Here is a 21,686-nt window from a genome sequence, read left to right on the forward strand (position 1 = left end):
TGTCGTTAGATAGGTTCCTTGATCCAGTGATGGGCCCCCTTCAGCATAAACTTCTTACTCTGTTCGATACCATCCATCACCTGTTCCAGGATACGTTCCACCGGCGCGTCGTAGTCAATAGGCAGCGGTTCTTTAAAAGTAACGGAGAGCGGGATGCCCTTTTTCTTGAACTTCAACCCCTTCTTGTCAAAGGCCCGCCAGAATCCGCCAATTACCACCGGCACGACGATCGGCCGGGTTTGCTTGATGATATGCGCCGTACCCTTCCGGCCCGGAGCAAAGGCCTTGGTAGTACCCTGCGGAAAAGTGATCACCCAGTTGCTCTCCAGGGCCCGGAAGATCTTCCGCGTATCCGAAGGATCGAGCCCCCTGCGCACTTCCTTGCTCTCCCTGTTCCAGGTGCGCTTCACCGTTAATGCCCCGCCCATCGTGAACAGCCGGCTCACCCAGGTGGCCCGCATCGTTTCCTCCGCGGCGACATAATACACATTCGTAAAAGGATTCAAAAGATAATAAGGAATGCCCAACTTGTCCCTCTTCCCCCATTTCACGGCACAGAATATATGCAGAAAGGTGATCACATCCGCGAAATAGGTCTGATGATTGCTGACAAACAGTACGTTCCCCTTGGGCAACCGGCGAAGATGCTCCGTTCCGCTGATGGTGAGGCGGTTCACAATCGTTAACCCGGGATAGGAGATTATCCCTACAACAGCATAAACCAGCTTCCGCACCAGCCGGAAATTCTTCAAGCGTTCTCTCAATGGCATTGTAGAAAGTATGTAGGACTGATTACCGGTTCGAATGTACGGAAGAATCCGCAATTACCCTTAACAAAGACACCCCGCATGCTGTAACTTTGCACCCTATGGCGCTTAACACAGTTATCTTCGACATGGATGGCCTGCTCATCGATTCCGAACCCTGCTGGCAGGAAGCCGGGATGGAAACCTTACTGGAATTCAAAGTTACCCTCTCGCAGGTGCAATACCACCACACCACCGGTCTTCGCACCCGCGAATGGCTGGATTATTGGTTCTCACAATTCGGCATCGGCAAAGAAGGAATACCCGCAGCCGAAGCCGCGCTCCACAGGAACGTTATCGGGAAGATAAAAGCCAATGCCGCGCCCATGCCGGGTGTCAAACCCATCATCGATTTCTTCAAAACCCGCGGCTTCCACATCGGTCTGGCCACCTCTTCCCCCCTCTCGCTCGTACAGGTGGTGGTCGACAAACTCGGGATCGGCAACTGCTTCGAAGCCATCGCCTCCGCCGAACACCTGCCCTATGGGAAACCCCATCCGCAGGTGTATATGGACTGCGCTGAAGCGCTTTCCGTCAACCCGCTCCACTGCCTCGCCTTCGAAGATTCCTTCAACGGCCTCATCGCCGCCAAAGCCGCCCGGATGAAATGCGTGGTGGTGCCCGTCAATGACCAGGCCCACCTGCCAAAATGGGGCGCCGCCGACCTCCAACTCGGCTCCCTCCTCGAATTCACCGAACAACATCTAAAACAGCTCCAATAAAAAAAGGCTTGGTCGCAAGACCAAGCCTTATATTTCGCATTCAGCGCTTACTATTTCTTCTCCTCACCACCAACATTCTGATCCTTCTCTTCCTGCTTCAGCTTCTCTTTGATAGAAGCTAAGGCGCCCAGATCACCAAGCGTCGGCTTCTCAACCTTCTGCTGGATGTTCTTAACAGCCTTGCGGGTCTTGTCGGCATCAACCCTCGCTTCCTTCTTGACAGCCTCACGCTCCTGATGCTGGGACTGTTCCCAAAGCCGGGTATGCGACAACACGATCCTCTTCTCATTGCGATCAAACTCGATCACCATGAACGAAGCCGTCTCGTCAGCCTGCACCTGCTTGCCGTCTTCCTTGTTGAGGTGACGGTTGGGAGCGAAACCTTCCAGACCGTAAGGCAGCTGCACGATAGCACCCTTCTCATCCTTGCGGATGACCAGGCCTTCATGCACGGAGCCGACAGCGAAAGTTTCCTCCAGCGCATTCCAGGGATCTTCTTCCAGTTGTTTGTGTCCCAGTTGCAGCTTGCGATTGTCCTTGTCGATGCCAAGGATCATCACGTCGATATGCTGTCCAACTTTCGTATACTCGGAGGGGTGATTGAAACGTTTCAACCAGCTCAGGTCGCTGATATGGATCATACCGCCGATGCCGGGAGCCAGCTCGACAAATACGCCATAAGGAGTGATATTCTTCACCAGACCGTTGTGACGGCTGCCCTGCGGGAATTTCGTTTCGATCGTATTCCAGGGATCCTCGCTCAGCTGCTTGATGGACAAGCTCATCTTGCGGGCATCCTTGTCAAGCGTAACAACCTTCGCCTGGTGCTCGTCGCCCAGTTTGAAGAATTCCTTCGCATTGATCGGCGTATTGGCCCAGGTGATCTCACTCACGTGCACCAGACCTTCTACGCCAGGCATGATCTCCAGAAATGCACCGTAGTCTTCGATATTGACCACCTTACCCTTAACGATCTCACCTTCCTTGATCGTCTCAGGCAGCACATCCCACGGATGCGGTGTCAGCTGTTTCAAACCCAGACTGATACGCTTCTTGCCGTCGTCGAAGTCCAGAACCACCACTTGCAGCTTCTGGTCCAGCTTCAGCACCTCGCTCGGATGGCTGATACGTCCCCAGCTGATATCGGTGATATACAGCAGACCGTCCAGACCACCGAGGTCCATAAAGGCGCCGAAATCGGTGATATTCTTGATCGTACCTTCCAACACCTGGCCTTTCTCGAGCTTGCTGATAATCTCGGCACGTTGTGCTTCGATATCGCTTTCGATAAGCGCCTTGTGGGAAACTACGGCATTCTTGATGGCTTCGTTGATCTTCACGACCTTGAACTCCATCGTCTTGCCCACGAACTGATCATAATCGGTAACCGGCTTCACGTCGATCTGGCTACCAGGTAAGAAGGTTTCCATACCAAATACATCGACGATAAGGCCACCCTTGGTCTTGCTGGTAACGGTACCCGTAACCACTTCGCCGGTCTTGTGCACTTCCACGATCTTCTCCCAGGCGCGCGTAATACGTGCCTGCTTGCGGCTGAGGTGCAGATGACCTTCCCGGTCTTCCTTCTCAACCACCATTACTTCTACTTCATCACCGGTCCGCAGATTGGCGAGGTCCCGGAACTCATTCAGGGATACAAGCCCATCGCTCTTGAAACCGATGTTCACTACCACGTCGGTCTTGGTCAGACCTACTACAAGGCCTTTTACCAGTTCCCCATCCGTGATAGCCACGAACGTACCCTCATACACCTTGTCATACTTCAATTTTTCTTCCTTGGTGTAGACGGCCACATTGCGCTTGTCAATGCTCCAGTCAAAATCATCATGTGCAGTTTGCACAGGCACAGGTGCTTTTGTTGACGCTGTAGCCTCCGGTGCAGCCGTTGCTACTCCCGCAGTCTCCTGTGATTCAGCGTTTGAGTTAACAATATTGTTTTCAGACATAATAAAACCCCGGGTTTTTGATCGGGGTTGCAAAGATACGAAAAATCACGAAATTTCTACCTGGCGGGCACCCTTTCATCCACCCTTCTCCGCCACCCCACCGCAGGCCGCCGCCCCGCCGCAGGCTGCCGCAACACTCGCCGCAGCTACCCATCCGCTTGTCCAGGCATGCTGGAAATTGAACCCGCCCGTCACCCCATCCACATCCAGGATCTCCCCCGCAAAGAAAAGCCCCGCCACCTTCCGGCTCTGCATACTTGCCGAATCCACCTCCGCCAACCGGACCCCGCCGGCCGTCACAAACTCTTCCTTGAACGTCGTTTTCCCCCGCACGGCAAAGCTCCCCGCACAAAGCAGAGTGACCAGCTTGTTCTGCTCCCGGGCCGGCAGGTCGGCCCAGCGAACCCCGGCCCCGATCCCCGCCACCCCGAGCCAATATTCCCAAAGCCGCTGCGCAACTCCAAAAGGATTCCGGTTGACAACAGCTTGCCCCGCCCGCTCCTGCCGCTGATCCTGCATCACGTCCCGCGCCTCCTGCTCCGGCATATCGATCCAATTTACTTGAATACCAAAAGAGTACGCCCGTTCCGCAAGCTCCCTCGCACCCCAGGCCGACAATCTCAGCACCGCCGGGCCGCTAAGCCCCCAATGCGTGATCAGCACCGGCCCCTTTTCCACCAGCTTCGTCCCGGCGACCTTCACCTGCACCCGCGGCATCGATACGCCCATCAACCCCACAATCGGATCTCCCGGCATATTGAACGTGAAAAGGGACGGTACCGGTTCCTCGATCGAATGCCCAAGCGCCCGGACCCAGTCAAACATTCCCGATTTGGGATATCCCCCGCAAGCGATACACACAAAGTCAGCCGGCAACACCCGGCCATCCGCCAGCCCGATCCGAAACCGCTCTGCCGCATCCACGTCACCCCCGCCCCCTATTGCCCCATCTCCGCCCCCCACCATCTCGATCCTCTTCACCTCCGCCTGCATCCTGATCTCCACGCCATAGGCATTTACCTCCCGCATCAAACAGTCGATAATGGTCTGCGACGTATCCGTCACCGGAAACATCCGCCCATCTTCCTCCTTCTTCAATTCCACCCCTCTCTGCCGAAACCACTCGATCGTATCCGTCGTAAACCAGCGATGAAAAGCCTTGCGGACAAAATGCTGCCCCCGCGGATACCGGCCGGCCATCGCGGCAATCTCAAAGCAGGCATGCGTCACATTGCACCGCCCGCCCCCGCTGACCTTGACCTTGCCGAGCAGCTTGCCACTCTTCTCAAGCACGGTCACACGCAGCCCCGGACTCATCCGCGCCGCATTCACCGCGCAAAAGATCCCCGCGGCCCCGCCGCCAATAACGATCAATTGTTTACTCATAAAAAAAGCCCCTCGGGAGAGGGGCGCCGGTATCTTTAAGACGGCAGCGCAGCTGCCTGTCCAGTAAATAGATGATTATTCGCCTTCTCCGCAGCCTCGATAATACTATAATCCGAAAGGATATCCGCCTTCCCCTTCTTCACCGCCACATCATGCTCAAAATGCACCGAAGGCTGATGATCCACCGTCCGCACCGTCCACCCATCACTCTCCGTATAAACGTCCCGCTTCCCCTGGTTGATCATCGGCTCGATCGCCAACACCATCCCCTCTTTTAGCTTCGCCCCCGTACCCCGGCGGCCATAGTTCGGGATCTGCGGGTCCTCATGAAGACTCTTCCCCAATCCATGCCCCACCAGCTCCCGGACCACCCCATAGCCATATTTCCTCGCCGTATGCTCCTCTATCGCATAGGAGATATCTCCTACCCTGCCGCCCGCAATGGCCTTCTCGATCCCCTTGTACAGGGATTCCTTGGTCACCTGGATCAGTTGCGTCACCTCCGGCCCCGGATCACCGATCGCAAAAGTATAGGCATGATCCCCATGATACCCCTTCTTGATCACCCCGATATCCACCGAAATGATATCCCCTTCCTTCAGCGCCTGCCCATTGGGAAACCCATGCACCACGACATCATTCACCGAAGTACAGGAGTTAAACGGATAACCCCGGTAATTGAGGAACGAAGGAATGGCCCCATGATCGCGGATAAACTCCCCGATCAGCTTGTCCAGTTCCAACGTCGTCGTCCCTGGCTTCAGGGTCTTAGCTACTTCAGTAAGCGTCTTGCTGACCAGCAGCGCGCTGTCGCGCATCAACTCTATCTCCGCCGGTGTCTTATAGTGTATCATACTTGTAAAATTGCGCGAATAGGTCTGCAAGCCAAATTAGCCCTATTCGCGCAAAAGGCTAACGTCTGACCTTCGGTCGAGCCGCTTCCAGCGGCTCTTATAAAAAGACCTGTCAGGAGGTCTAATTCCTAACAGGTCACTATAGTAAAAAGTTTATTCGCTCTTTCTTACGATCCCGCGGTTCTGTTCCGGCGATCCTCGCCGGCCCAAACCCTAGATCACCGCATTCGAAACCGAATTCGCGCGCCCCTGGATCCTTCCACTCTTCATCAACCCGTCATACTGACGCATCAGCAGCTGGGTCTCTACCTGCTGGAGGCTATCCAGGATAACACCCACCATGATCAACAGCGACGTGCCGCCAAAGAAAGAGGCAAACCCCTGCGTGACCCCCAGTCGTTGCGCAAATCCGGGCAGGATACCCACGATAGCCAGCAAAAAGGCGCCGGGCAACGTGATCTTATCCATCACCGAACCGATATAGTCGGCCGTCGGCTGACCCGGCTTTACACCCGGGATGAAACCGTTGTTCCGCTTCAGATCGTCGGCAATCTGCTTGGGATTAAATATCAGCGCCGTATACAGGAAAGTAAACCCGATAACGATCACGCCGTAAATAACCATATGGATATAGTCGCGCGGATCGGAGAACAGTCTCGCGATCCCCTTCGTGGAATCAAAGCTGGCAAAGATAGTCGGCAGGAACATGATCGCCTGCGCAAAGATGATCGGCATTACACCCGAAGAGTTGACCTTCAAAGGCAGGAACTGCCGCGCGCCACCAAACTGGCGGCTGCCGACGATTTGCTTGGCATAGTTGACCGGCACCTTGCGAACGCCCTGGATCAGGACGATAAGCCCCATGATGATGGCCACCAGAACGGCTATCTCGATGACAAAAACAAGGATACCACCGCTGCCGGTAGCGACCTTGGCATTCCACTCCTGCACGAAGCTGCGGGGAAGCCGGGCAAGGATACCGATCATGATGATCAGCGACTGCCCGTTGCCAAGTCCTTTATCCGTGATCTTCTCACCCAGCCACATGACAAACAGCGTACCCGCGGTCAGCACAATCGGCGTCACCAGCCAGAAATAAGCGCTGAACGAGTCGAGGATCGCATCCTTGCCAAGTCCTTTCAGATAAGTTACATAAGCATAAGCCTGAACAAAGGTGACGATCACCGTCAGATAACGCGTGTATTGGTTGATCTTCTTCTGACCGCTGGCCCCTTCCTTCTGGATCTTCTGCATCTGCGGGATCAGGATCGTCATCAGCTGCATAAAGATCGAAGCGGAGATATAAGGCATGATACCCAACGCCAGGATCGAAGCCTGGGAGAAGGCGCCGCCGGAAAACGCATCGATCAGTCCAAGGGCTCCGCTCTGAGCTCCGCTCAACGCGCTAAGCTTATTCGGATCGATCCCGGGCAATACGATAAACGTTCCAAGCCGGTAAACGAAGATCAGGCCGAAAGTCACGAGGATCTTACTTCTCAGATCCTCGATGCTCCAGATATTTCTAAGTGTCTGTACTAATTTCTTCACGGATCAATGCAATTAATAGATAAGCAAAAAGACAAAGGACGCACTCAAAGATGCGTCCATGCAAGTTACAGAAAATTTATTTCAGAATTTCTATTGTTCCGCCCGCCCCTTCAATAGCGGTTTTTGCCTTCTCGCTGACGGCGTGCACCCGGAAACTGAACTTACCCTTCAGTTCGCCGTTGGCCAATATCTTCACGACATCGCTTTGGCTAATTAATCCGTTGATATACAGATTCTCAGGCGAAAACTCAGTGATATTGTACTTTTCCGCCAGATGATCGATCTGACCCAGGTTGAAAACCTTGAACTCCACCCGGTGGATATTGTTGAACCCACGCTTGGGGATCCTTCTCTGGATCGGCATCTGACCACCTTCGTGAGCCATCTTGCGCTGATAACCGGCACGGCTCTGGCCACCCTTATTACCCTTGGTGGAAGTACCACCCTTACCGGATGCTTCCCCACGGCCCAAACGCTTTTGTTTATGTGTTGCGCCTTCTGCAGGCTTGATCGTGTGTAAATTCATTGTTTTTGATTTTGACTTACGGGGAATCGCCCCTCGCGAGCAGGCCCTTCAGGGCCCGCAAAAAACTATTTTACCTCTTCCACTTTAACCAGGTGATCCACCTTACGGACCATACCCAGGATCTGCGGAGTCGCTTCCACTTCCTTCGTAGCGTGAAGCTTGTTCAGCCCGAGAGCCTTCAGCGTCTGCTTTTGACGTTCAGGCCGGTCGATGCCGCTCTTTACTTGCGTGATCTTGATCTTTGCCATAACTTATTTTTTGGACTCTCCCCCGCAGGCTTTCGCCCGCGGCGCGTGTCAATTTATCCGTTAAAAACTTTCTTTAATGAGAGATGACGCGTGCGGGAAACCTGGATCGGCTCACGCAGCATAGCCAACGCCTTGACCGTAGCCTTTACCACGTTATGCGGATTGGCAGAACCCAGCGACTTCGCCAGAACGTCGGTTACCCCGGCGCTTTCCAGAACGGCGCGCATAGAGCCCCCGGCGATCACACCCGTACCGTGAGCAGCAGGCTTGATCAACACCTTCGCAGCACCTTCCTTGGCCAGCTGGTCGTGCGGGATCGTCCCATGCATCACCGGAACTTTGATCAGGTTCTTCTTGGCATCCTCGATCCCCTTGGTGATCGCTTCCTGTACCTCTTTTGCCTTGCCCAGACCGTGACCGACAACCCCGTTCTCATTGCCCACTACAACCAATGCAGAGAAGCTGAATGCCCGGCCGCCTTTTGTCGTTTTTACAACACGATTGATCGCAACCACCTTCTCCTTCAGTTCCAGGTCACCGGCTTTAACTCTGTTTAAGATTACTTTTGACATTGTAATTATTTACGAAGCTTATTATAAATATTAAAAGTTCAGTCCACCTTCACGGGCGCCATCGGCAACAGCCTTTACCCGGCCGTGGTACAGATAACCGCCGCGATCGAAAACCACATCCTTCAGCCCCAGCTCGACAGCCTTCCGGGCGATCGCACTGCCAACCATCTTACCCTTCTCAGACTTCGTACCCTTCTGGGCAGCAATGTCCTTGTCGCGGGAAGAGGCGGATGCCAGCGTCTTGGCGCCATCATCGTCAATCAGCTGAACATAGATGTCGTTGTTGCTCCTGAACACAGACAGCCGGGGACGCTGAGCCGATCCTGCAATCTTCTTGCGAACGCGGAACTTGATTTTCTCTCTTCTGAGTGCTTTCGTATCCATGATATTCTATTTACTCCCCTGATTCCAGCCAGGAGACAGTGTTTAAAATTATTTACCAGCAGCCTTACCAGCTTTCTTCCGTACCACTTCACCCACATAACGGACACCTTTACCCTTGTACGGCTCGGGCTTACGCAGACTGCGGATCTTTGCGGCAACCGCTCCGATCAACTGCTTGTCGGTCCCTTCCAGCGTGATCTTGGGATTCTCCCCTTTATTCTGCTCGGTTTGCAGCTTCAGCTCCTTGGGAATTTCGAAGATGATATTGTGCGAGTAGCCCAGCGCCAGGTCCAGGAGATTGCCCTGGTTGGATGCCTTGAAACCTACCCCGATCAATTCCAGTTGTCTTTTGTAGCCATCCGTTACACCCTTCACCATGTTGGAAGCCAGTGCGCGATACAGACCATGCAGCGCACGGTGACGGATCTGATCCGTAGGCCGGACGATCTCCAGATGACCTTCCTTTATTTCAACCTTGATATCGCGGTCGATGCTCTGCTTCAGTTCACCCTTCGGGCCCTTTATAGTCATCACATTCTCAGCGCTAACGGTCACTGTCACACCCTTGGGAAGAACGACCGGCTGTTTACCTATACGAGACATAATAATTCGATTTGTTTATTAAGATATATTGTTTCGTGTTGCCGGCCGGTCAGCCAGTATAGGTACGGGCTTAATGTACCGGCAACGCCTCTTCAGAACAACTAATAGATGTAGCAAAGCACCTCGCCGCCTACATTCTGCAGCTTGGCTTCCTTGTCCGTCATCACACCCTTCGAGGTCGAGATGATCGCTACCCCAAGACCATTCTTCACCCGGACAAACTCGGCTGGGCTCGCATACTGGCGAAGACCCGGACGGCTAACCCTTTCAAGCGACTTGATCGCAGGTTCCTTGGTGGTCGGATCATACTTCAACGCGATCTTGATCACGCCTTGCTTGCTGTCATCCTCGAACTTGTATTTAAGGATATAACCCTTGTCATACAGGATCTCGGTCATACGCTTCTTCAGGTTGGAAGCAGGGATCTCGACGATCCGGTGATTCGCCATTTGCGCATTACGGACTCTTGTCAGAAAGTCTGCTATTGGATCAGTAACCATTGTCTATGTTCAGTTATAGATTATCAAAAATTATTACAATGCGATATCCAATGATATCATTCTCTTCGGCCCCCGTTTCCGGAGGATTCCCGCTCCTACCAGGACGCTTTCCTGACACCCGGGATCTTTCCCTGCAGAGCCATGTCGCGGAAGATCACCCTGGAGATCCCGAAATAACGGATATATCCCCGGGGGCGGCCTGTCAGGTGACAACGGTTATGCAATCTAACGGGAGACGCATTCCGGGGCAATTGATCAAGTGCCTTGTAATCGCCGGCGGCCTTTAAAGCGGCACGTTTCTCAGCATACTTAGCCGACAACGCTTCCCTTTTTCTCTGCCTCGCCTTTACGGACTCTTTAGCCATGTTATATTCTTTTGCGTGCGCAGGGGAGGGTTTCTCCGAAAATAACCCATCCCCCGCGCACGGTCTTATGATGGGCCTTCGGCCAGCGGACCAGTGGTCCGCTTTGTTAGTCTTTCTTTACGTTACGGAAAGGCATGCCCAGCTCTTTCAGCAGCTCGTAAGCCTCTTCGTTGGTCCCGGCAGTCGTCACGAACGTGATGTCCATACCGGTGATCTTATTTACCTTGTCGATGTCGATCTCCGGGAAGATGATCTGCTCGGTGATACCCAGCGTATAGTTGCCGCGTCCGTCGAACGACTTCTCGTTGATACCCTTGAAGTCACGAACACGGGGCAATGCCGTAGCCACCAGCCGGTCCAGGAATTCGAACATCTTCTCGCCGCGAAGCGTAACCCGTGCACCGATCGGCATGTTCTTACGCAACTTGAAGTTCGAGATGTCCTTCTTGGATTGCGTCGTCACCGCTTTCTGACCGGTGATGGTCGACAGCTCTTCCACAGCTACCTCGACAAGCTTCTTGTCGGTAACAGCGCCATTGACGCCACGGTTGATACAGATCTTCTCGAGTTTCGGCGCCTGCATGATCGTGCTGTAGCCGAACTTCTTCATAAGAGCAGGTACAACTTCTTTCTTGTACTTTTCTGCCAGACGCGGAGTGTATTTTGCAGTACTCATTTGATAACCTCCCCAGATTTTTTAGCGATTCGAACTAATTTCCCGTCCTCCCTGCTGCGCTTCACCTTGGTGGCGCCGCCGGACTTCGCATCATACAACTGAATGTTGGAGATGTGAATGGGAGCTTCCTTCTTCACGATGCCACCCTTGGTGTTCTGTGCCGAAGGCTTGGTGTGCTTGGTCACGATATTCACCCCCTCGACCAATACCTTGGCCGCGTCGGGATAAACCTCCAGGACCTTCCGGGCCTTCTTCGGGTCCTTGTCGTCACCGGTGATCACAACCACGTTATCACCTTTTTTAATATTGAACTTGGGTTTAAATCTGTTGCTCATTTTATTATATTTTTCCCCGCTGCGGCGGAGCGTTCAATTCCTTGGTTTCCTCCTACAGCACCTCCGGCGCAAGAGAGATGATCTTCATATATCCCTTGTCACGCAGTTCCCTGGCGACAGGCCCGAAGATGCGGGTACCACGGGGCTCGTCGGATGCATTCAGCAATACCACCGCATTGTCGTCAAAGCTGATATAGCTGCCATCTTTACGGCGTAATTTCTTCTTGGTGCGAACGATAACCGCCTTGGCAACGGTACCCTTCTTGATACCGCCGGACGGCAGCGCATCCTTAACGGTAACTACGATCTTGTCGCCGATACCCGCATAGTCCTGCCCGCTGTTGCCCAATACGCGGATGCACAGAACCTCTTTGGCGCCGCTGTTGTCAGCCACATTTAGTCTGCTTTCTTGCTGAATCATTTTATTTAGCTTTTATGTACGAGGGTATGGGTTTCTCCGAAATTTGACCCATCCCCTCGAACCTCTTATGATGGGCCTTCGGCCGTCGGACCCGTAGTCCGCCTTGTTTATAATTACTTGGCCTTTTCCACAACCTCAACCAGGCGCCAACGCTTCGTCTTGCTCAGCGGACGGCTCTCCATGATCCTCACGATATCTCCTACGGTACACTCATTCTTCTCATCATGAGCGTGGAAACTGGTAGTCTTCTTTACGAACTTACCATAGATCGGGTGCTTCACTTTCCGTTCAACAGCCACCGTGATGGACTTATCCATCTTGTTGCTCTTTACCACCCCGATCCTCGTTTTGCGCAAATTTCTTTCAACCATTGTATTAGCTTTTTGCTTTTTTTTATTTAACAGCAGTCTTCTGGGCCAATGCCGTCTTCAGACGGGCAACATCCTTCCGCAAAGCGCGGATGCTCATCGGATTCTCCAGCGGAGAAATGGCATGCGCAAACTCAAGCTTCTTCAGGCGCAGCTCGTCTTCCTGGATACGGGCCTGCAGATCGTTCTCGTTGAGATCCTTCAGGCTGTTTACAAAATCGATTCTCTTTGACATCGTATATCTGTTTTGCTATTATTACTATTTTTTTACCACGACTTCCGCAACCACATCCCGGCGAACGATAAACTTCGTCTTGATCGGCAACTTCTGCGCAGCCAGCTCAAGCGCTTCCTTGGCAACCGCCATGGAAACACCATCCGCTTCAAACAGGATACGACCCGGCTCAACGACCGCAGCCCAATACTCGGGGTTACCCTTACCCTTACCCATACGCACTTCAAGCGGCTTCTTGGTGATCGGCTTGTCAGGGAAGACCCGGATCCAAACATTCCCCTCACGCTTCATCGCACGGGTAAGCGCCTGACGGGCAGCCTCCAGTTGACGATTGGTCAGCCAGATAGCTTCCATGGCTTTCAAAGCATACGAACCAAAGGAAATAGTATCACCTCTCTTCGCCGTCTCACGGATACGACCTTTCTGTGCTTTCCTATGCTTGGTTCTTTTAGGTTGTAACATCTTAGAATTATTTGCTGGTTACTATTAGTTATTATTTGAATCAACCGCGGACTATCTCCGTCCACCGCCGCCGCCGCCGCGACGATCTCCACCGCCGCCACCAGGCCTGCGGTCACCGCCGCCGCCGCCATGACCACCACGACGATCTCCACCCCGGTCTCCACCGCCACGACGATCGCCGCCGCCACGATGTCCATGATCATGATCACCATCCCTTCTGTCCCGGCGATCGCTCAGCCCACCTTCCTTACCACCGACAAAATTCGGGTTCAGGTCTCTCTTCGCCAGCACCTCACCCTTACAGATCCACACCTTGATACCGATCTTACCATAGACCGTCAGCGCAAACACATTCGCATAGTCGATATCCATCCGCAACGTGTGCAGCGGGGTCCGGCCCTGCTTGATCTCTTCCGTACGGGCGATCTCGGCGCCGCCCAGACGGCCGCTAACCTTGATCTTGATCCCCTCGGCACCCATCCGCAACGCAGAGGCGATCGCCATCTTGATCGCACGTTTATAGTTGATACGATTCTCTATCTGCCGGGCAATGGTATCCCCAACGATGTTCGCATCCAGCTCGGGCCGGCGGATCTCCAGGATATTGATCTGGACATCATCCTTGCCGGTCAGCTTCTTCAGCTCTTCCTTGATACGGTCCACCTCACCACCACCTTTCCCGATGATGATGCCGGGCTTCGAAGTGTGGATCGTCACGATCAGCTTGTTCAGCGTCCGCTCGATCACGATCTTCGCAATCCCGCCCTTATTGATACGGGCATTCAGGTAGGTTCTGATCTTGTTGTCCTCGATCAACTTGGAAGCATAATCTTTTTTGCTGCCATACCAGTTGGATTCCCAACCGCGGATGATCCCTAACCTGGCCCCAATAGGATTCGTTTTCTGACCCATAGTATATTAAATAAGTTTTATATTAATTAGTTTTCCGCAGGCTGATTTTTGACCTTCGGTCGAACCGCCTTCGCCGGTTCACTGACTTTCTGATCAACGATAATGGTTACATGGTTGCTTCTCTTGCGAACACGATAACCTCTGCCCTGAGGGGCCGGACGCATACGCTTCAAAGTCCTTCCACCATCAACAAAGACCGTCTTAACGACCAGCGCGGCATCGGCCGCACTCTGACCTTCATTCTTCTGCTCCCAGTTCTTCACCGCAGACCACAACAGCTTATGCAGCGGAGTGGAAGAATGTTGCGGGTGGTGCTCCAGCAAAGCCAGAGCTTTCTCAACATGCATACCGCGGATCTCATCAGCCAGTAAACGCATTTTACGCGGCGATGTCGGGTAATTTCTCAATTTAGCTACTGCTTCCATGTTAATTTTTTATTCGCGCTCCGGGCGTCAGGGTAAAATGTCGCCCTTCGCGCTCATTCCGTTTATGATTGGCCTTCGGCCGCCGGACCCGTGGTCCGTCTTATAGTTTAAGCGATCTTCTTGCTCGAATGTCCTTTAAAGTTGCGGGTGGGCGCAAACTCACCCAGCTTATGGCCTACCATAAACTCCGTCACATACACCGGGATGAACTTGTTACCGTTATGCACCGCCAGCGTATGCCCCACGAAATCGGGCGTAATGGTGGAACGACGGCTCCAGGTTTTGATCACCCCTTTCTTAGCTGTCCCTTCATTGATAGACAGGATCTTCTCTTCCAGGTTAGAGTCTACGTAAGGACCTTTTTTTATTGAACGACCCATAGTTGATGATTGTGCTCCGGGTATGTGTTTATCCGAATAGTACCCATCCCCGTCGCACGTCTAATGATGGGCCTTCGGCCAGCGGACCCGTGGTCCGCTTTGGTTATTTCGACAATTTTTTACCGTTCTTCCGTTGGATGATCATATGATCGCTGTTCTTGCCTTTCTGACGGGTCTTCAGACCACGGCTGTACTGAGCATTCCTGCTCCGGGGCTGACCACCGGATGCCTTACCTTCACCACCACCCATCGGGTGATCCACAGGGTTCATGGCAACACCACGCACCCGCGGACGGATACCCCGCCAGATATTTCGGCCGGCCTTACCCATGCTCTGCAGCGAGTGATCGCTGTTGGATACAACCCCTACAGTCGCATAACAGTTGATCAGCACCTTCCTCAATTCGCCGGAAGGCATCTTCAGGACGGCATATTTCTCTTCCTTATTGGTCAACTGAGCGGAAGTACCGGCGCTGCGCACCAGCTTGCCACCCTGACCAGGCTGCATTTCTATATTGTGAACATTGGTACCGAGAGGCATACTCTTCAGTTGCAATGCATTGCCCAACTCGGGAACTACATTGTCGCCGGAAAGCACCGTGGCGCCAACCTGCAGACCCTGCGGAGCCAGGATATACCTTTTCTCACCATCCACATAATTCACCAGGGCAATAAAAGCCGTACGGTACGGATCGTATTCGATAGACGCGATCACCCCTTTGATCTCCTTCTTATTCCGCTTGAAATCGATGATCCGGTACATCCTCTTGTGACCACCACCCATATAACGCATCGCCCTTCTTCCCTGAGCGTTCCGTCCGGCCGTGGATTTTACTTTCTCCAGCAGCGACTTTTCCGGGGTATCCGAAGTGATCTCGGCATAGGCGTTCCCAACTCTCCAACGAGTTCCGGCGGTGATCGGTTTGTATTTTTTCAGTGCCATGTCTGTTCTCTTTTTATTGCGAAATTATCAGCTTCGCTAACTATTAGTCAATGAATATGTTTAAATGCTGGCGTAAAGATCGATCGACTCCCCTTCCGCTACAGTGATCAACGCCTTCTTGTAGGCAGGCTTCCGGCCCTGTACATAACCGGCCTTCGTAAAGCGGGTCTTGTTCTTGCCCGGTACGACAGAGGTGTTCACATCCACCACCTTCACGCCGTAGAAGTCTTCCACAGCCTTCTTGATCTCTAACTTGTTCGCCTTGCGGTTGACACGGAAAGCATAGCGGCGCAGTTTGTCCTGCTGGGCATTTGCCTTTTCTGTCAGTATCGGTTTTACTAAAACTTCAGAGAGTTTCATCTCTTATAAATTTTTCTAATTAATGAAATTAAGCTTCCTCACCGTCCGCGAAGATCTTCGCAGCACCTTCACTAAGTACCAGGACCTCCGCATTCACGATGTCGTAGGTATTGATATCCGTCAGCATCGTGCCCTCCACCTTCGGAAGGTTCCGCAGGCTCAGGTACAGGTTCTTATCATAATCGGCGGGAAGAATAAACAAAATTTTCTTGCCGTCGATATTCAATTTCTTCAGCGCATCGGTGAAGGATTTCGTCTTCGGCGCATCCAGCTTGATGTCCTCGACAACTACAATCGCATTTCCCTTCGCCTTGTGAGCCAGCGCAGAGATCTTTGCCAGGTCCTTCACTTTCCGGTTCAGCTTGAAATCATAATCCCGGGGCTTGGGGCCGAAGATGGTACCACCACCCTTGTACAACGGGTTACGCAGATTACCCTTACGGCTACCGCCCGTTCCCTTCTGACGATGGAGCTTCTTGCTCGAACCCTTCACTTCCAAACGCGTCTTCACCTTGTGCGTACCCTGACGCTGTGCAGCCAGGTACTGCTTGACGGCCAGGTAGATCACATGATCGTTCGGCTCGGCGCCAAAGATCTCCTCGGGCAATTCCACCGTCCGGCCAGTCTTCTTTCCTTCTATATTTAAAACATCTGCTTGCATGGTAATGTCTTTAAAAGAATTTACTTCTGAATGAATACAATAGAACCGATATGACCAGGAACCGAACCGCTAACAAGGATATAGTTCTTCTCAGGGAAGATCTTCACAACCTTCAGCGCCTTCACCTTAACACGGTCGCCGCCCATCCGGCCCGCCATGCGGACACCCTTCATAACACGGCTGGCGTCAGAGGAGTTACCAAGGGAACCCGGAGCACGCTGACGGTCATGCTGACCATGCGACTGCTCACCTACCCCATGGAATCCATGACGCTTGACGACACCCTGAAAACCTTTACCCTTCGATGTGCCCACTACTTCAACTTTCTCACCTTCGGTGAAAATGTCTACAGTAACGGACTCACCAAGAGCCTTTTCTATAGAGAAATTGCGAAATTCTTTTACGAACTGTTTGGGAGAAGTGTTGGACTTGGCGAAGTGATTTTTTTGCGCGGCAGTAGTGTGCTTTTCTTTCTTTTCGCCAAACGCTAACTGGTGGGAAGTATAACCATCTGATTCCTGGGTCTTCACCTGCGTAACTACACAGGGACCCGCTTCGATGATCGTGACGGCTGTTTGTTTGCCGTCAGGACTGAAGACGCTGGTCATCCCGATCTTTTTACCAATAATGCCTTTCATTTTCTTAAAAATTTGTGCCGTCGGGTATGAGACAGAGCATAGACTTACTACATTGGCTCGTAGCATCGATCTACATCTTCAATCCCTCGTTTGCAGCCGACCTTTTCTTTTCGTCACCCCTCGCGCATCTTGTATGCATCCCGGGCGAACAGAAGTACCGGCAGTAAACAAACCCTGAACGGCTTGTTCATATGTGATACCTACTCTCGTAGGTGATTTACCATAGTAACAATCCAGCGCTACTTTATCTCAGCTCCCGCCGAAAGTTTGTAGATGGATAGAAAGAGCTATTGCGAATCCCTCGCCACTTACCCCTCAGGGCCGTCAAAACCCCCGATAGGCCCCGCCTATCAGTGCAACGCACAGGTCAGGCCTTGATCTCAACATCCACACCCGAAGGCAGATCCAACTTGGACAACGCATCCACCGTCCGCGAAGACGAAGTGTAAATGTCCAACAGGCGCTTGTGCGTATGCAGCTGAAACTGCTCACGGGCCTTCTTGTTTACGTGCGGCGAACGCAGTACGGTAAAGATCTTCTTACGGGTAGGTAAGGGAATAGGACCCGTTACCACTGCACCGGTACTCCGAACGGTTTTCACGATCTTTTCAGCAGATTTATCTACCAAATTGTGATCGTAAGACTGTAATTTGATTCTGATTCGTTGAGACATAAGCCAAATCCCATTTTTTCGAATGGGATGCAAAGGTATGTATTTGTTTGCCTCACTCCCAAAAATTCGGGACTTTTTTTGGAAAAAACCCGGGCCCCGGCAGGAACAGCTCACTCCCCTAGCCCTACCTTCCCCCGGGTGGGCAGTTCCGCCTCAAAAACTCGGTATACGTCGCCGCAAGATGCTCCCGCGTCCCATCCCCCTCGAAGATCCCATGACTCCGGTTCGGATATGCCATAAACTGAAATACCTTCCCCGCCGCGATAAGGGCATTCAACAACTGCTCGGCATTTTGATAGTGTACATTGTCATCACCAGTTCCATGAATGTATAAGAGCTTGCCTCTCAAATTCTTAGCGTAGGTGATCGGCGATCCGGCCACAAAATCCTCCCTGTTCTCCTCCGGTAACCCCATATACCGCTCCTGGTAAATATTGTCGTAGCTCAGCTGGTTTCCCACCGCGGCCACCGCGATGCCCGTCTTGTAGATCTCCGGATACTGGAACAACAGGTTCAGCGTACTCGATCCACCCCCACTCCAACCCCAGACCGCCACCCGGCTGCTATCCACGAACGGCCACTTCAGTATCTCCTTCGCCGCCATCGCCTGATCCCGGATATTGAGCCGGCCGATCTGCCGGTAAATGGACTTCCGCCATGCCCGGCCCTTCGGAGCCGGCGTACCCCTGTTGTCAAGACTCACGTAGATGTACCCATCCTTCGCCATATCCCCCGTATACAGGGGATTGGCCCCGATACCCGCCTGGTCCAGCACAGTCTGCGCGGCCGGCTCGCCGTATACGTAGAATACCACAGGATATTTCTTGGTAGCATCAAAGGGCGAAGGCCTTACCATCCAGCCGTCCATGTCCACCCCATCGGCGGTGCGAACGCCAAAGAATAGTACCTCCTTCCCCGTCCCGGCCCCAACACCGCCACCCGGCGCGGCGGCCTCCTTTCCGCCCCCAACGCCCGCAACGGCGCGCGCAAGCGAAGCATGCCCCGGCAGTCCCACCATCTCCTGCCGCTCTTCCACATTCGCGCTGCTATAGGTATGGAGCGCAAACCGCCCATCGGGCGAAATATCGTACTCGTGCATTCCCTTCTCATTTGCCGGCGTCAGCCGCTCCGGCCCGCCCTTTCCATCCAGCCGCGTCCGGTACAGGTATTTTTGCGTCGCATTCTGCGGACTCGCCATGAAATACAACCAGCCGCCCTTCTCATCCACCCGGCTAACCCCCATCACATCGTAACTCCCACGGGTGACCAGGGTTTCCCGCTTCCCGTCCCGGCTCACCCGGTAAACATGACGCCAGCCATCCTTGTCCGATACCCAGAGGAACTCCCTGCCCCCGCCAAGCCAGTCCCAGCCCGCGATCACCCCGTCCTGCCAGACATCCTTGCAGTCGATAAAAGCGCTGTCCCTTTCGTCATAGATCTCCGTCGTCCGCCCCGTCGACACATCGCTGATCAGCAGCTTGCTCTCGTTTTGCTTGCGATTCAGTTGCTGGAGTACCAGTTCCGTGGAATTGGCCGCCCACTCCATTCGCGGTAGATAGCTCTGCCGCGGATCGCCGGGTATATCCATCCATTTGTTGATGCCCGACGCCACATCCACCACGCCGATCCGGTACGACGACGGCGCCTCGCCCGCCACCGGATACTCCACCGGCACCACAAAAGGATAGGTCGAATCGGTCGTATTCAGCATCAAATAGTCCTTGATCTTGTTGGCATCGATCTGCCAGTAAGCAATATGCAGCCCATCCGGGCTCCACCGGAAACCATCCCGGCAATCCAGCTCTTCCTCATAGGCCCAGTCGAAAGTACCATTGATCAGTTTCGGCGTCCCCTCCGTCGACGTCAGACAACGCGTCACCCCGGTAGCCAACTCCTCCACATACACATTATGCTGGCTGCTATAAGCCACTTTCGATCCGTCAGGGGAGAGTTTGGCAAACAACAGCGACGAAGCCGGCCGCTCCCGGCCTACTTGTACCAGTTGCCGGCTGCCCCTGTCCAGGACCCAGTAGTCCCCCCGGGTGTCATACCGCCATACCCGCTTTGCATTGGTATAGATCAACACCTTTTTCCCATCGGCGGAAAAGGAAAAATCCCGGACGGCTAAAGGCCTCCCATGCCCCACCGGCCGCAACGACTCCGCCGAAACGATCACCGTCTCCTTGCTGTCCGGCAGATCGATCCGCACGATCGCCCCCGAACTCACCTTATAGAAAGCATTCCCCTCCTTGTTCCACTTCAGTAAGGAAGACCCCGGCTGTGCATATGCGCCGCAGGCGAAAAACAAAAACAAAACGATGATGATACGCATAAAACAAACTTACAACAATTGAACGCCGGTCCAACAAAAAAGCCCGGCCGAAGGCCGGGCGAACTTAATCATTTACCAGAAATATACTAGTGACGGGCCCAATGACCAGCCTTCCAGTAATCACCCCGACGCTCATGCATCCAGTGACCGGGGACCCAGCCCCAACCCGGATGCGGGGGTTCTGCCCAGTGACTGCCGACGGCGACATAATGACCACCACGCGACTCCCATTCTTCATCGATCCACACATGCCGCGGACTAGGTGCCTTGGTATGTGCGACGGGATGCCAGGCCGGCCTCACCGAAACATAGATCTGCGCGGAAGCCGACATAGACCCGGCGGCTACCATCAACATTGCAAGAAATGCCAGTTTTACAACTTTACTTTTCATACGTTGGTTTTTAAGTTTGACTATTGGATGAAAGTGGCGCCGGAAAGTTAAATCCCCCGACGGGTTTTTTAACGAACAGCTTAATCGAAAAGTACGCCGCCCCATCCTTGCCCAACGATTTTAATCTGAAATTAAGCCCGGCAATAACCAGTCATTAACAAAAAAAAGAAACCCCACGATCTCATTAGATCCGTGGGGCTTCTTCATATGAAGATCAATTATTATCCTTAGGCATTTACCTTTTTGCCCTTTACCTTGGCAATCACTTCCTCGGCGATATTGTTCGGCGCCGGAGCATAGTGAGAGAATTCCATGGTAGAGGTCGCCCGGCCGGAACTCATGCTGCGCAACTCGGTCACATACCCGAACATCTCACGCAGCGGCACCTTGGCCTTGATCACCTGCAGGTTGTTGCGGCTGTCCATCCCCTCCAGGATACCCCGGCGGCGGTTGAGGTCACCCGTTACGTCACCCATGTACTGATCAGGGGTCAATACTTCCACCTTCATGATCGGCTCGAGCAGGATCGGCTTGGCCTTGACACCCGCTTCCCGGTAACCGGACTTGGCGCACAATTCAAAGCTCATCCCATCGGAGTCCACATCGTGGTAGCTACCGTCAAATATCCGGACCTTCATGCTGGTCAGCGGATACCCCGCCAGCACACCCGTACCCGTACACGATTGAAAACCTTTCTGGATAGGCTGGATAAATTCCTTGGGAATCGATCCACCAAAGATATCATTGACGAACTGGAAGTCCTCACCTTCGTTCTCTTTCAGCCATTCCTCATCGGCAGGCCCGATCTCGAACTGGATATCGGCGAACTTACCACGGCCACCCGTCTGCTTCTTCAGCACCTCACGATGGGTGATAGACTTGGTGAACGCCTCCTTATAGGCCACCTGGGGTGCACCCTGGTTTACTTCTACCTTGAACTCCCGGCGCATCCGGTCGATGATGATCTCGAGGTGCAGCTCACCCATCCCGCG

The 21,686-nt window shown here is 53.3% G+C and carries 29 protein-coding genes and 2 pseudogenes; 2 read left to right on the forward strand and 29 right to left on the reverse strand.

Going from position 1 to position 21,686, the window contains the following annotated elements; all coding sequences use genetic code 11:
* Positions 1-5: 5 nt before the first annotated feature.
* The gene (locus VGM48_RS14920; RefSeq protein WP_331580451.1) at positions 6-770 is read right to left on the reverse strand and encodes a lysophospholipid acyltransferase family protein; all 765 of its coding nucleotides are present in this window, start codon (positions 768-770) and stop codon (positions 6-8) included.
* Between the two features lie 98 nt (positions 771-868).
* Between VGM48_RS14920 and hxpB the strand changes: the two genes are divergently transcribed.
* Complete coding sequence (gene hxpB / locus VGM48_RS14925; protein WP_331580453.1) at positions 869-1,528, forward strand: hexitol phosphatase HxpB; 660 nt, start codon at positions 869-871, stop codon at positions 1,526-1,528.
* Positions 1,529-1,578: 50 nt separating this feature from the next.
* On the opposite strand, the gene rpsA is transcribed toward hxpB, so the two are convergent.
* The 24 genes and pseudogenes from rpsA to rplC form a co-directional block, all read right to left on the reverse strand.
* The gene (rpsA, locus tag VGM48_RS14930) at positions 1,579-3,390 is read right to left on the reverse strand and encodes a 30S ribosomal protein S1 (protein ID WP_331580455.1); all 1,812 of its coding nucleotides are present in this window, start codon (positions 3,388-3,390) and stop codon (positions 1,579-1,581) included.
* A 180-nt stretch (positions 3,391-3,570) separates the two neighbouring features.
* Complete coding sequence (locus tag VGM48_RS14935) at positions 3,571-4,881, reverse strand: NAD(P)/FAD-dependent oxidoreductase (RefSeq protein WP_331580457.1); 1,311 nt, start codon at positions 4,879-4,881, stop codon at positions 3,571-3,573.
* A 35-nt stretch (positions 4,882-4,916) separates the two neighbouring features.
* Positions 4,917-5,735 (reverse strand): type I methionyl aminopeptidase, encoded by an 819-nt coding sequence (map, locus tag VGM48_RS14940; RefSeq protein WP_331580459.1) that lies wholly within the window; start codon positions 5,733-5,735, stop codon positions 4,917-4,919.
* Between the two features lie 213 nt (positions 5,736-5,948).
* Entirely contained in the window at positions 5,949-7,283 is a 1,335-nt protein-coding gene (gene secY, locus VGM48_RS14945) for a preprotein translocase subunit SecY (RefSeq protein WP_331580461.1), read from the reverse strand.
* A gap of 76 nt (positions 7,284-7,359) precedes the next feature.
* Entirely contained in the window at positions 7,360-7,809 is a 450-nt protein-coding gene (gene rplO, locus VGM48_RS14950) for a 50S ribosomal protein L15 (protein ID WP_331580463.1), read from the reverse strand.
* Positions 7,810-7,874: 65 nt separating this feature from the next.
* Complete coding sequence (gene rpmD, locus VGM48_RS14955; protein ID WP_331580466.1) at positions 7,875-8,057, reverse strand: 50S ribosomal protein L30; 183 nt, start codon at positions 8,055-8,057, stop codon at positions 7,875-7,877.
* A 53-nt stretch (positions 8,058-8,110) separates the two neighbouring features.
* Positions 8,111-8,629, reverse strand: coding sequence for a 30S ribosomal protein S5 (gene rpsE, locus VGM48_RS14960; RefSeq protein ID WP_331580468.1), 519 nt, complete (start codon positions 8,627-8,629; stop codon positions 8,111-8,113).
* Positions 8,630-8,659: 30 nt separating this feature from the next.
* Positions 8,660-9,013, reverse strand: a complete 354-nt coding sequence (gene rplR / locus VGM48_RS14965; RefSeq protein WP_331580470.1) for a 50S ribosomal protein L18 — start codon at positions 9,011-9,013, stop codon at positions 8,660-8,662.
* A 48-nt stretch (positions 9,014-9,061) separates the two neighbouring features.
* On the reverse strand, positions 9,062-9,616 hold the full coding sequence (gene rplF, locus VGM48_RS14970) for a 50S ribosomal protein L6 (RefSeq protein WP_331580472.1): 555 nt from the start codon (positions 9,614-9,616) through the stop codon (positions 9,062-9,064).
* Between the two features lie 101 nt (positions 9,617-9,717).
* A complete protein-coding gene (gene rpsH / locus VGM48_RS14975) occupies positions 9,718-10,116 on the reverse strand; it encodes a 30S ribosomal protein S8 (protein ID WP_331580474.1) in 399 nt (132 codons plus the stop codon).
* 95 nt (positions 10,117-10,211) lie between these two features.
* Positions 10,212-10,481, reverse strand: a complete 270-nt coding sequence (gene rpsN / locus VGM48_RS14980) for a 30S ribosomal protein S14 (protein WP_331580476.1) — start codon at positions 10,479-10,481, stop codon at positions 10,212-10,214.
* Positions 10,482-10,587: 106 nt separating this feature from the next.
* On the reverse strand, positions 10,588-11,157 hold the full coding sequence (gene rplE, locus VGM48_RS14985) for a 50S ribosomal protein L5 (protein WP_331580478.1): 570 nt from the start codon (positions 11,155-11,157) through the stop codon (positions 10,588-10,590).
* Positions 11,154-11,492, reverse strand: coding sequence for a 50S ribosomal protein L24 (gene rplX / locus VGM48_RS14990; RefSeq protein ID WP_331580480.1), 339 nt, complete (start codon positions 11,490-11,492; stop codon positions 11,154-11,156). Before rplX ends, rplE begins: the two co-directional genes overlap by 4 nt.
* Before the next feature lie 52 nt (positions 11,493-11,544).
* On the reverse strand, positions 11,545-11,913 hold the full coding sequence (gene rplN / locus VGM48_RS14995) for a 50S ribosomal protein L14 (RefSeq protein WP_325587660.1): 369 nt from the start codon (positions 11,911-11,913) through the stop codon (positions 11,545-11,547).
* A 113-nt stretch (positions 11,914-12,026) separates the two neighbouring features.
* Positions 12,027-12,284, reverse strand: coding sequence for a 30S ribosomal protein S17 (gene rpsQ / locus VGM48_RS15000; protein ID WP_331580484.1), 258 nt, complete (start codon positions 12,282-12,284; stop codon positions 12,027-12,029).
* Positions 12,285-12,306: 22 nt separating this feature from the next.
* Complete coding sequence (gene rpmC, locus VGM48_RS15005; RefSeq protein WP_331580486.1) at positions 12,307-12,516, reverse strand: 50S ribosomal protein L29; 210 nt, start codon at positions 12,514-12,516, stop codon at positions 12,307-12,309.
* A 24-nt stretch (positions 12,517-12,540) separates the two neighbouring features.
* Entirely contained in the window at positions 12,541-12,978 is a 438-nt protein-coding gene (gene rplP, locus VGM48_RS15010; RefSeq protein WP_331580488.1) for a 50S ribosomal protein L16, read from the reverse strand.
* Positions 12,979-13,224: 246 nt separating this feature from the next.
* Positions 13,225-13,890, reverse strand: a pseudogene (gene rpsC, locus VGM48_RS15015) (30S ribosomal protein S3); the annotation flags it as partial.
* A gap of 26 nt (positions 13,891-13,916) precedes the next feature.
* Positions 13,917-14,315: a 50S ribosomal protein L22 gene (gene rplV / locus VGM48_RS15020; protein ID WP_331580493.1), complete on the reverse strand. Its 399-nt coding sequence runs from the start codon at positions 14,313-14,315 to the stop codon at positions 13,917-13,919.
* Between the two features lie 107 nt (positions 14,316-14,422).
* Entirely contained in the window at positions 14,423-14,695 is a 273-nt protein-coding gene (rpsS, locus tag VGM48_RS15025) for a 30S ribosomal protein S19 (protein WP_325587646.1), read from the reverse strand.
* 103 nt (positions 14,696-14,798) lie between these two features.
* Positions 14,799-15,638 (reverse strand): 50S ribosomal protein L2, encoded by an 840-nt coding sequence (gene rplB, locus VGM48_RS15030; RefSeq protein WP_331580495.1) that lies wholly within the window; start codon positions 15,636-15,638, stop codon positions 14,799-14,801.
* A 60-nt stretch (positions 15,639-15,698) separates the two neighbouring features.
* A complete protein-coding gene (gene rplW / locus VGM48_RS15035; protein ID WP_331580497.1) occupies positions 15,699-15,998 on the reverse strand; it encodes a 50S ribosomal protein L23 in 300 nt (99 codons plus the stop codon).
* 28 nt (positions 15,999-16,026) lie between these two features.
* A complete protein-coding gene (gene rplD, locus VGM48_RS15040) occupies positions 16,027-16,659 on the reverse strand; it encodes a 50S ribosomal protein L4 (protein WP_331580501.1) in 633 nt (210 codons plus the stop codon).
* A 20-nt stretch (positions 16,660-16,679) separates the two neighbouring features.
* Positions 16,680-17,297: a 50S ribosomal protein L3 gene (gene rplC / locus VGM48_RS15045; protein ID WP_331580503.1), complete on the reverse strand. Its 618-nt coding sequence runs from the start codon at positions 17,295-17,297 to the stop codon at positions 16,680-16,682.
* A gap of 26 nt (positions 17,298-17,323) precedes the next feature.
* On the opposite strand from rplC, the gene VGM48_RS15050 reads away from it, so the two are divergent.
* Complete coding sequence (locus VGM48_RS15050) at positions 17,324-17,464, forward strand: hypothetical protein (protein ID WP_331580505.1); 141 nt, start codon at positions 17,324-17,326, stop codon at positions 17,462-17,464.
* Positions 17,465-17,664: 200 nt separating this feature from the next.
* Here the strand turns inward: VGM48_RS15050 and rpsJ are convergent, their stop codons facing one another.
* The 4 genes and pseudogenes from rpsJ to fusA all read right to left on the reverse strand — a co-directional run.
* Positions 17,665-17,970 carry a 30S ribosomal protein S10 gene (gene rpsJ, locus VGM48_RS15055; RefSeq protein ID WP_188938226.1) on the reverse strand — a complete coding sequence of 102 codons (306 nt, stop codon included), beginning with the start codon at positions 17,968-17,970 and terminating at the stop codon, positions 17,665-17,667.
* Positions 17,971-18,094: 124 nt separating this feature from the next.
* On the reverse strand, positions 18,095-20,302 hold the full coding sequence (locus VGM48_RS15060; RefSeq protein ID WP_331580507.1) for a S9 family peptidase: 2,208 nt from the start codon (positions 20,300-20,302) through the stop codon (positions 18,095-18,097).
* An 86-nt stretch (positions 20,303-20,388) separates the two neighbouring features.
* Complete coding sequence (locus VGM48_RS15065; RefSeq protein WP_331580508.1) at positions 20,389-20,694, reverse strand: hypothetical protein; 306 nt, start codon at positions 20,692-20,694, stop codon at positions 20,389-20,391.
* Between the two features lie 227 nt (positions 20,695-20,921).
* Positions 20,922-21,686, reverse strand: a pseudogene (fusA, locus tag VGM48_RS15070) (elongation factor G); the annotation flags it as partial.

The sequence above is a fragment of the Puia sp. genome (assembly GCF_036500295.1).
In the GTDB taxonomy this organism is placed as follows: Bacteria; Bacteroidota; Bacteroidia; order Chitinophagales; family Chitinophagaceae; genus Puia.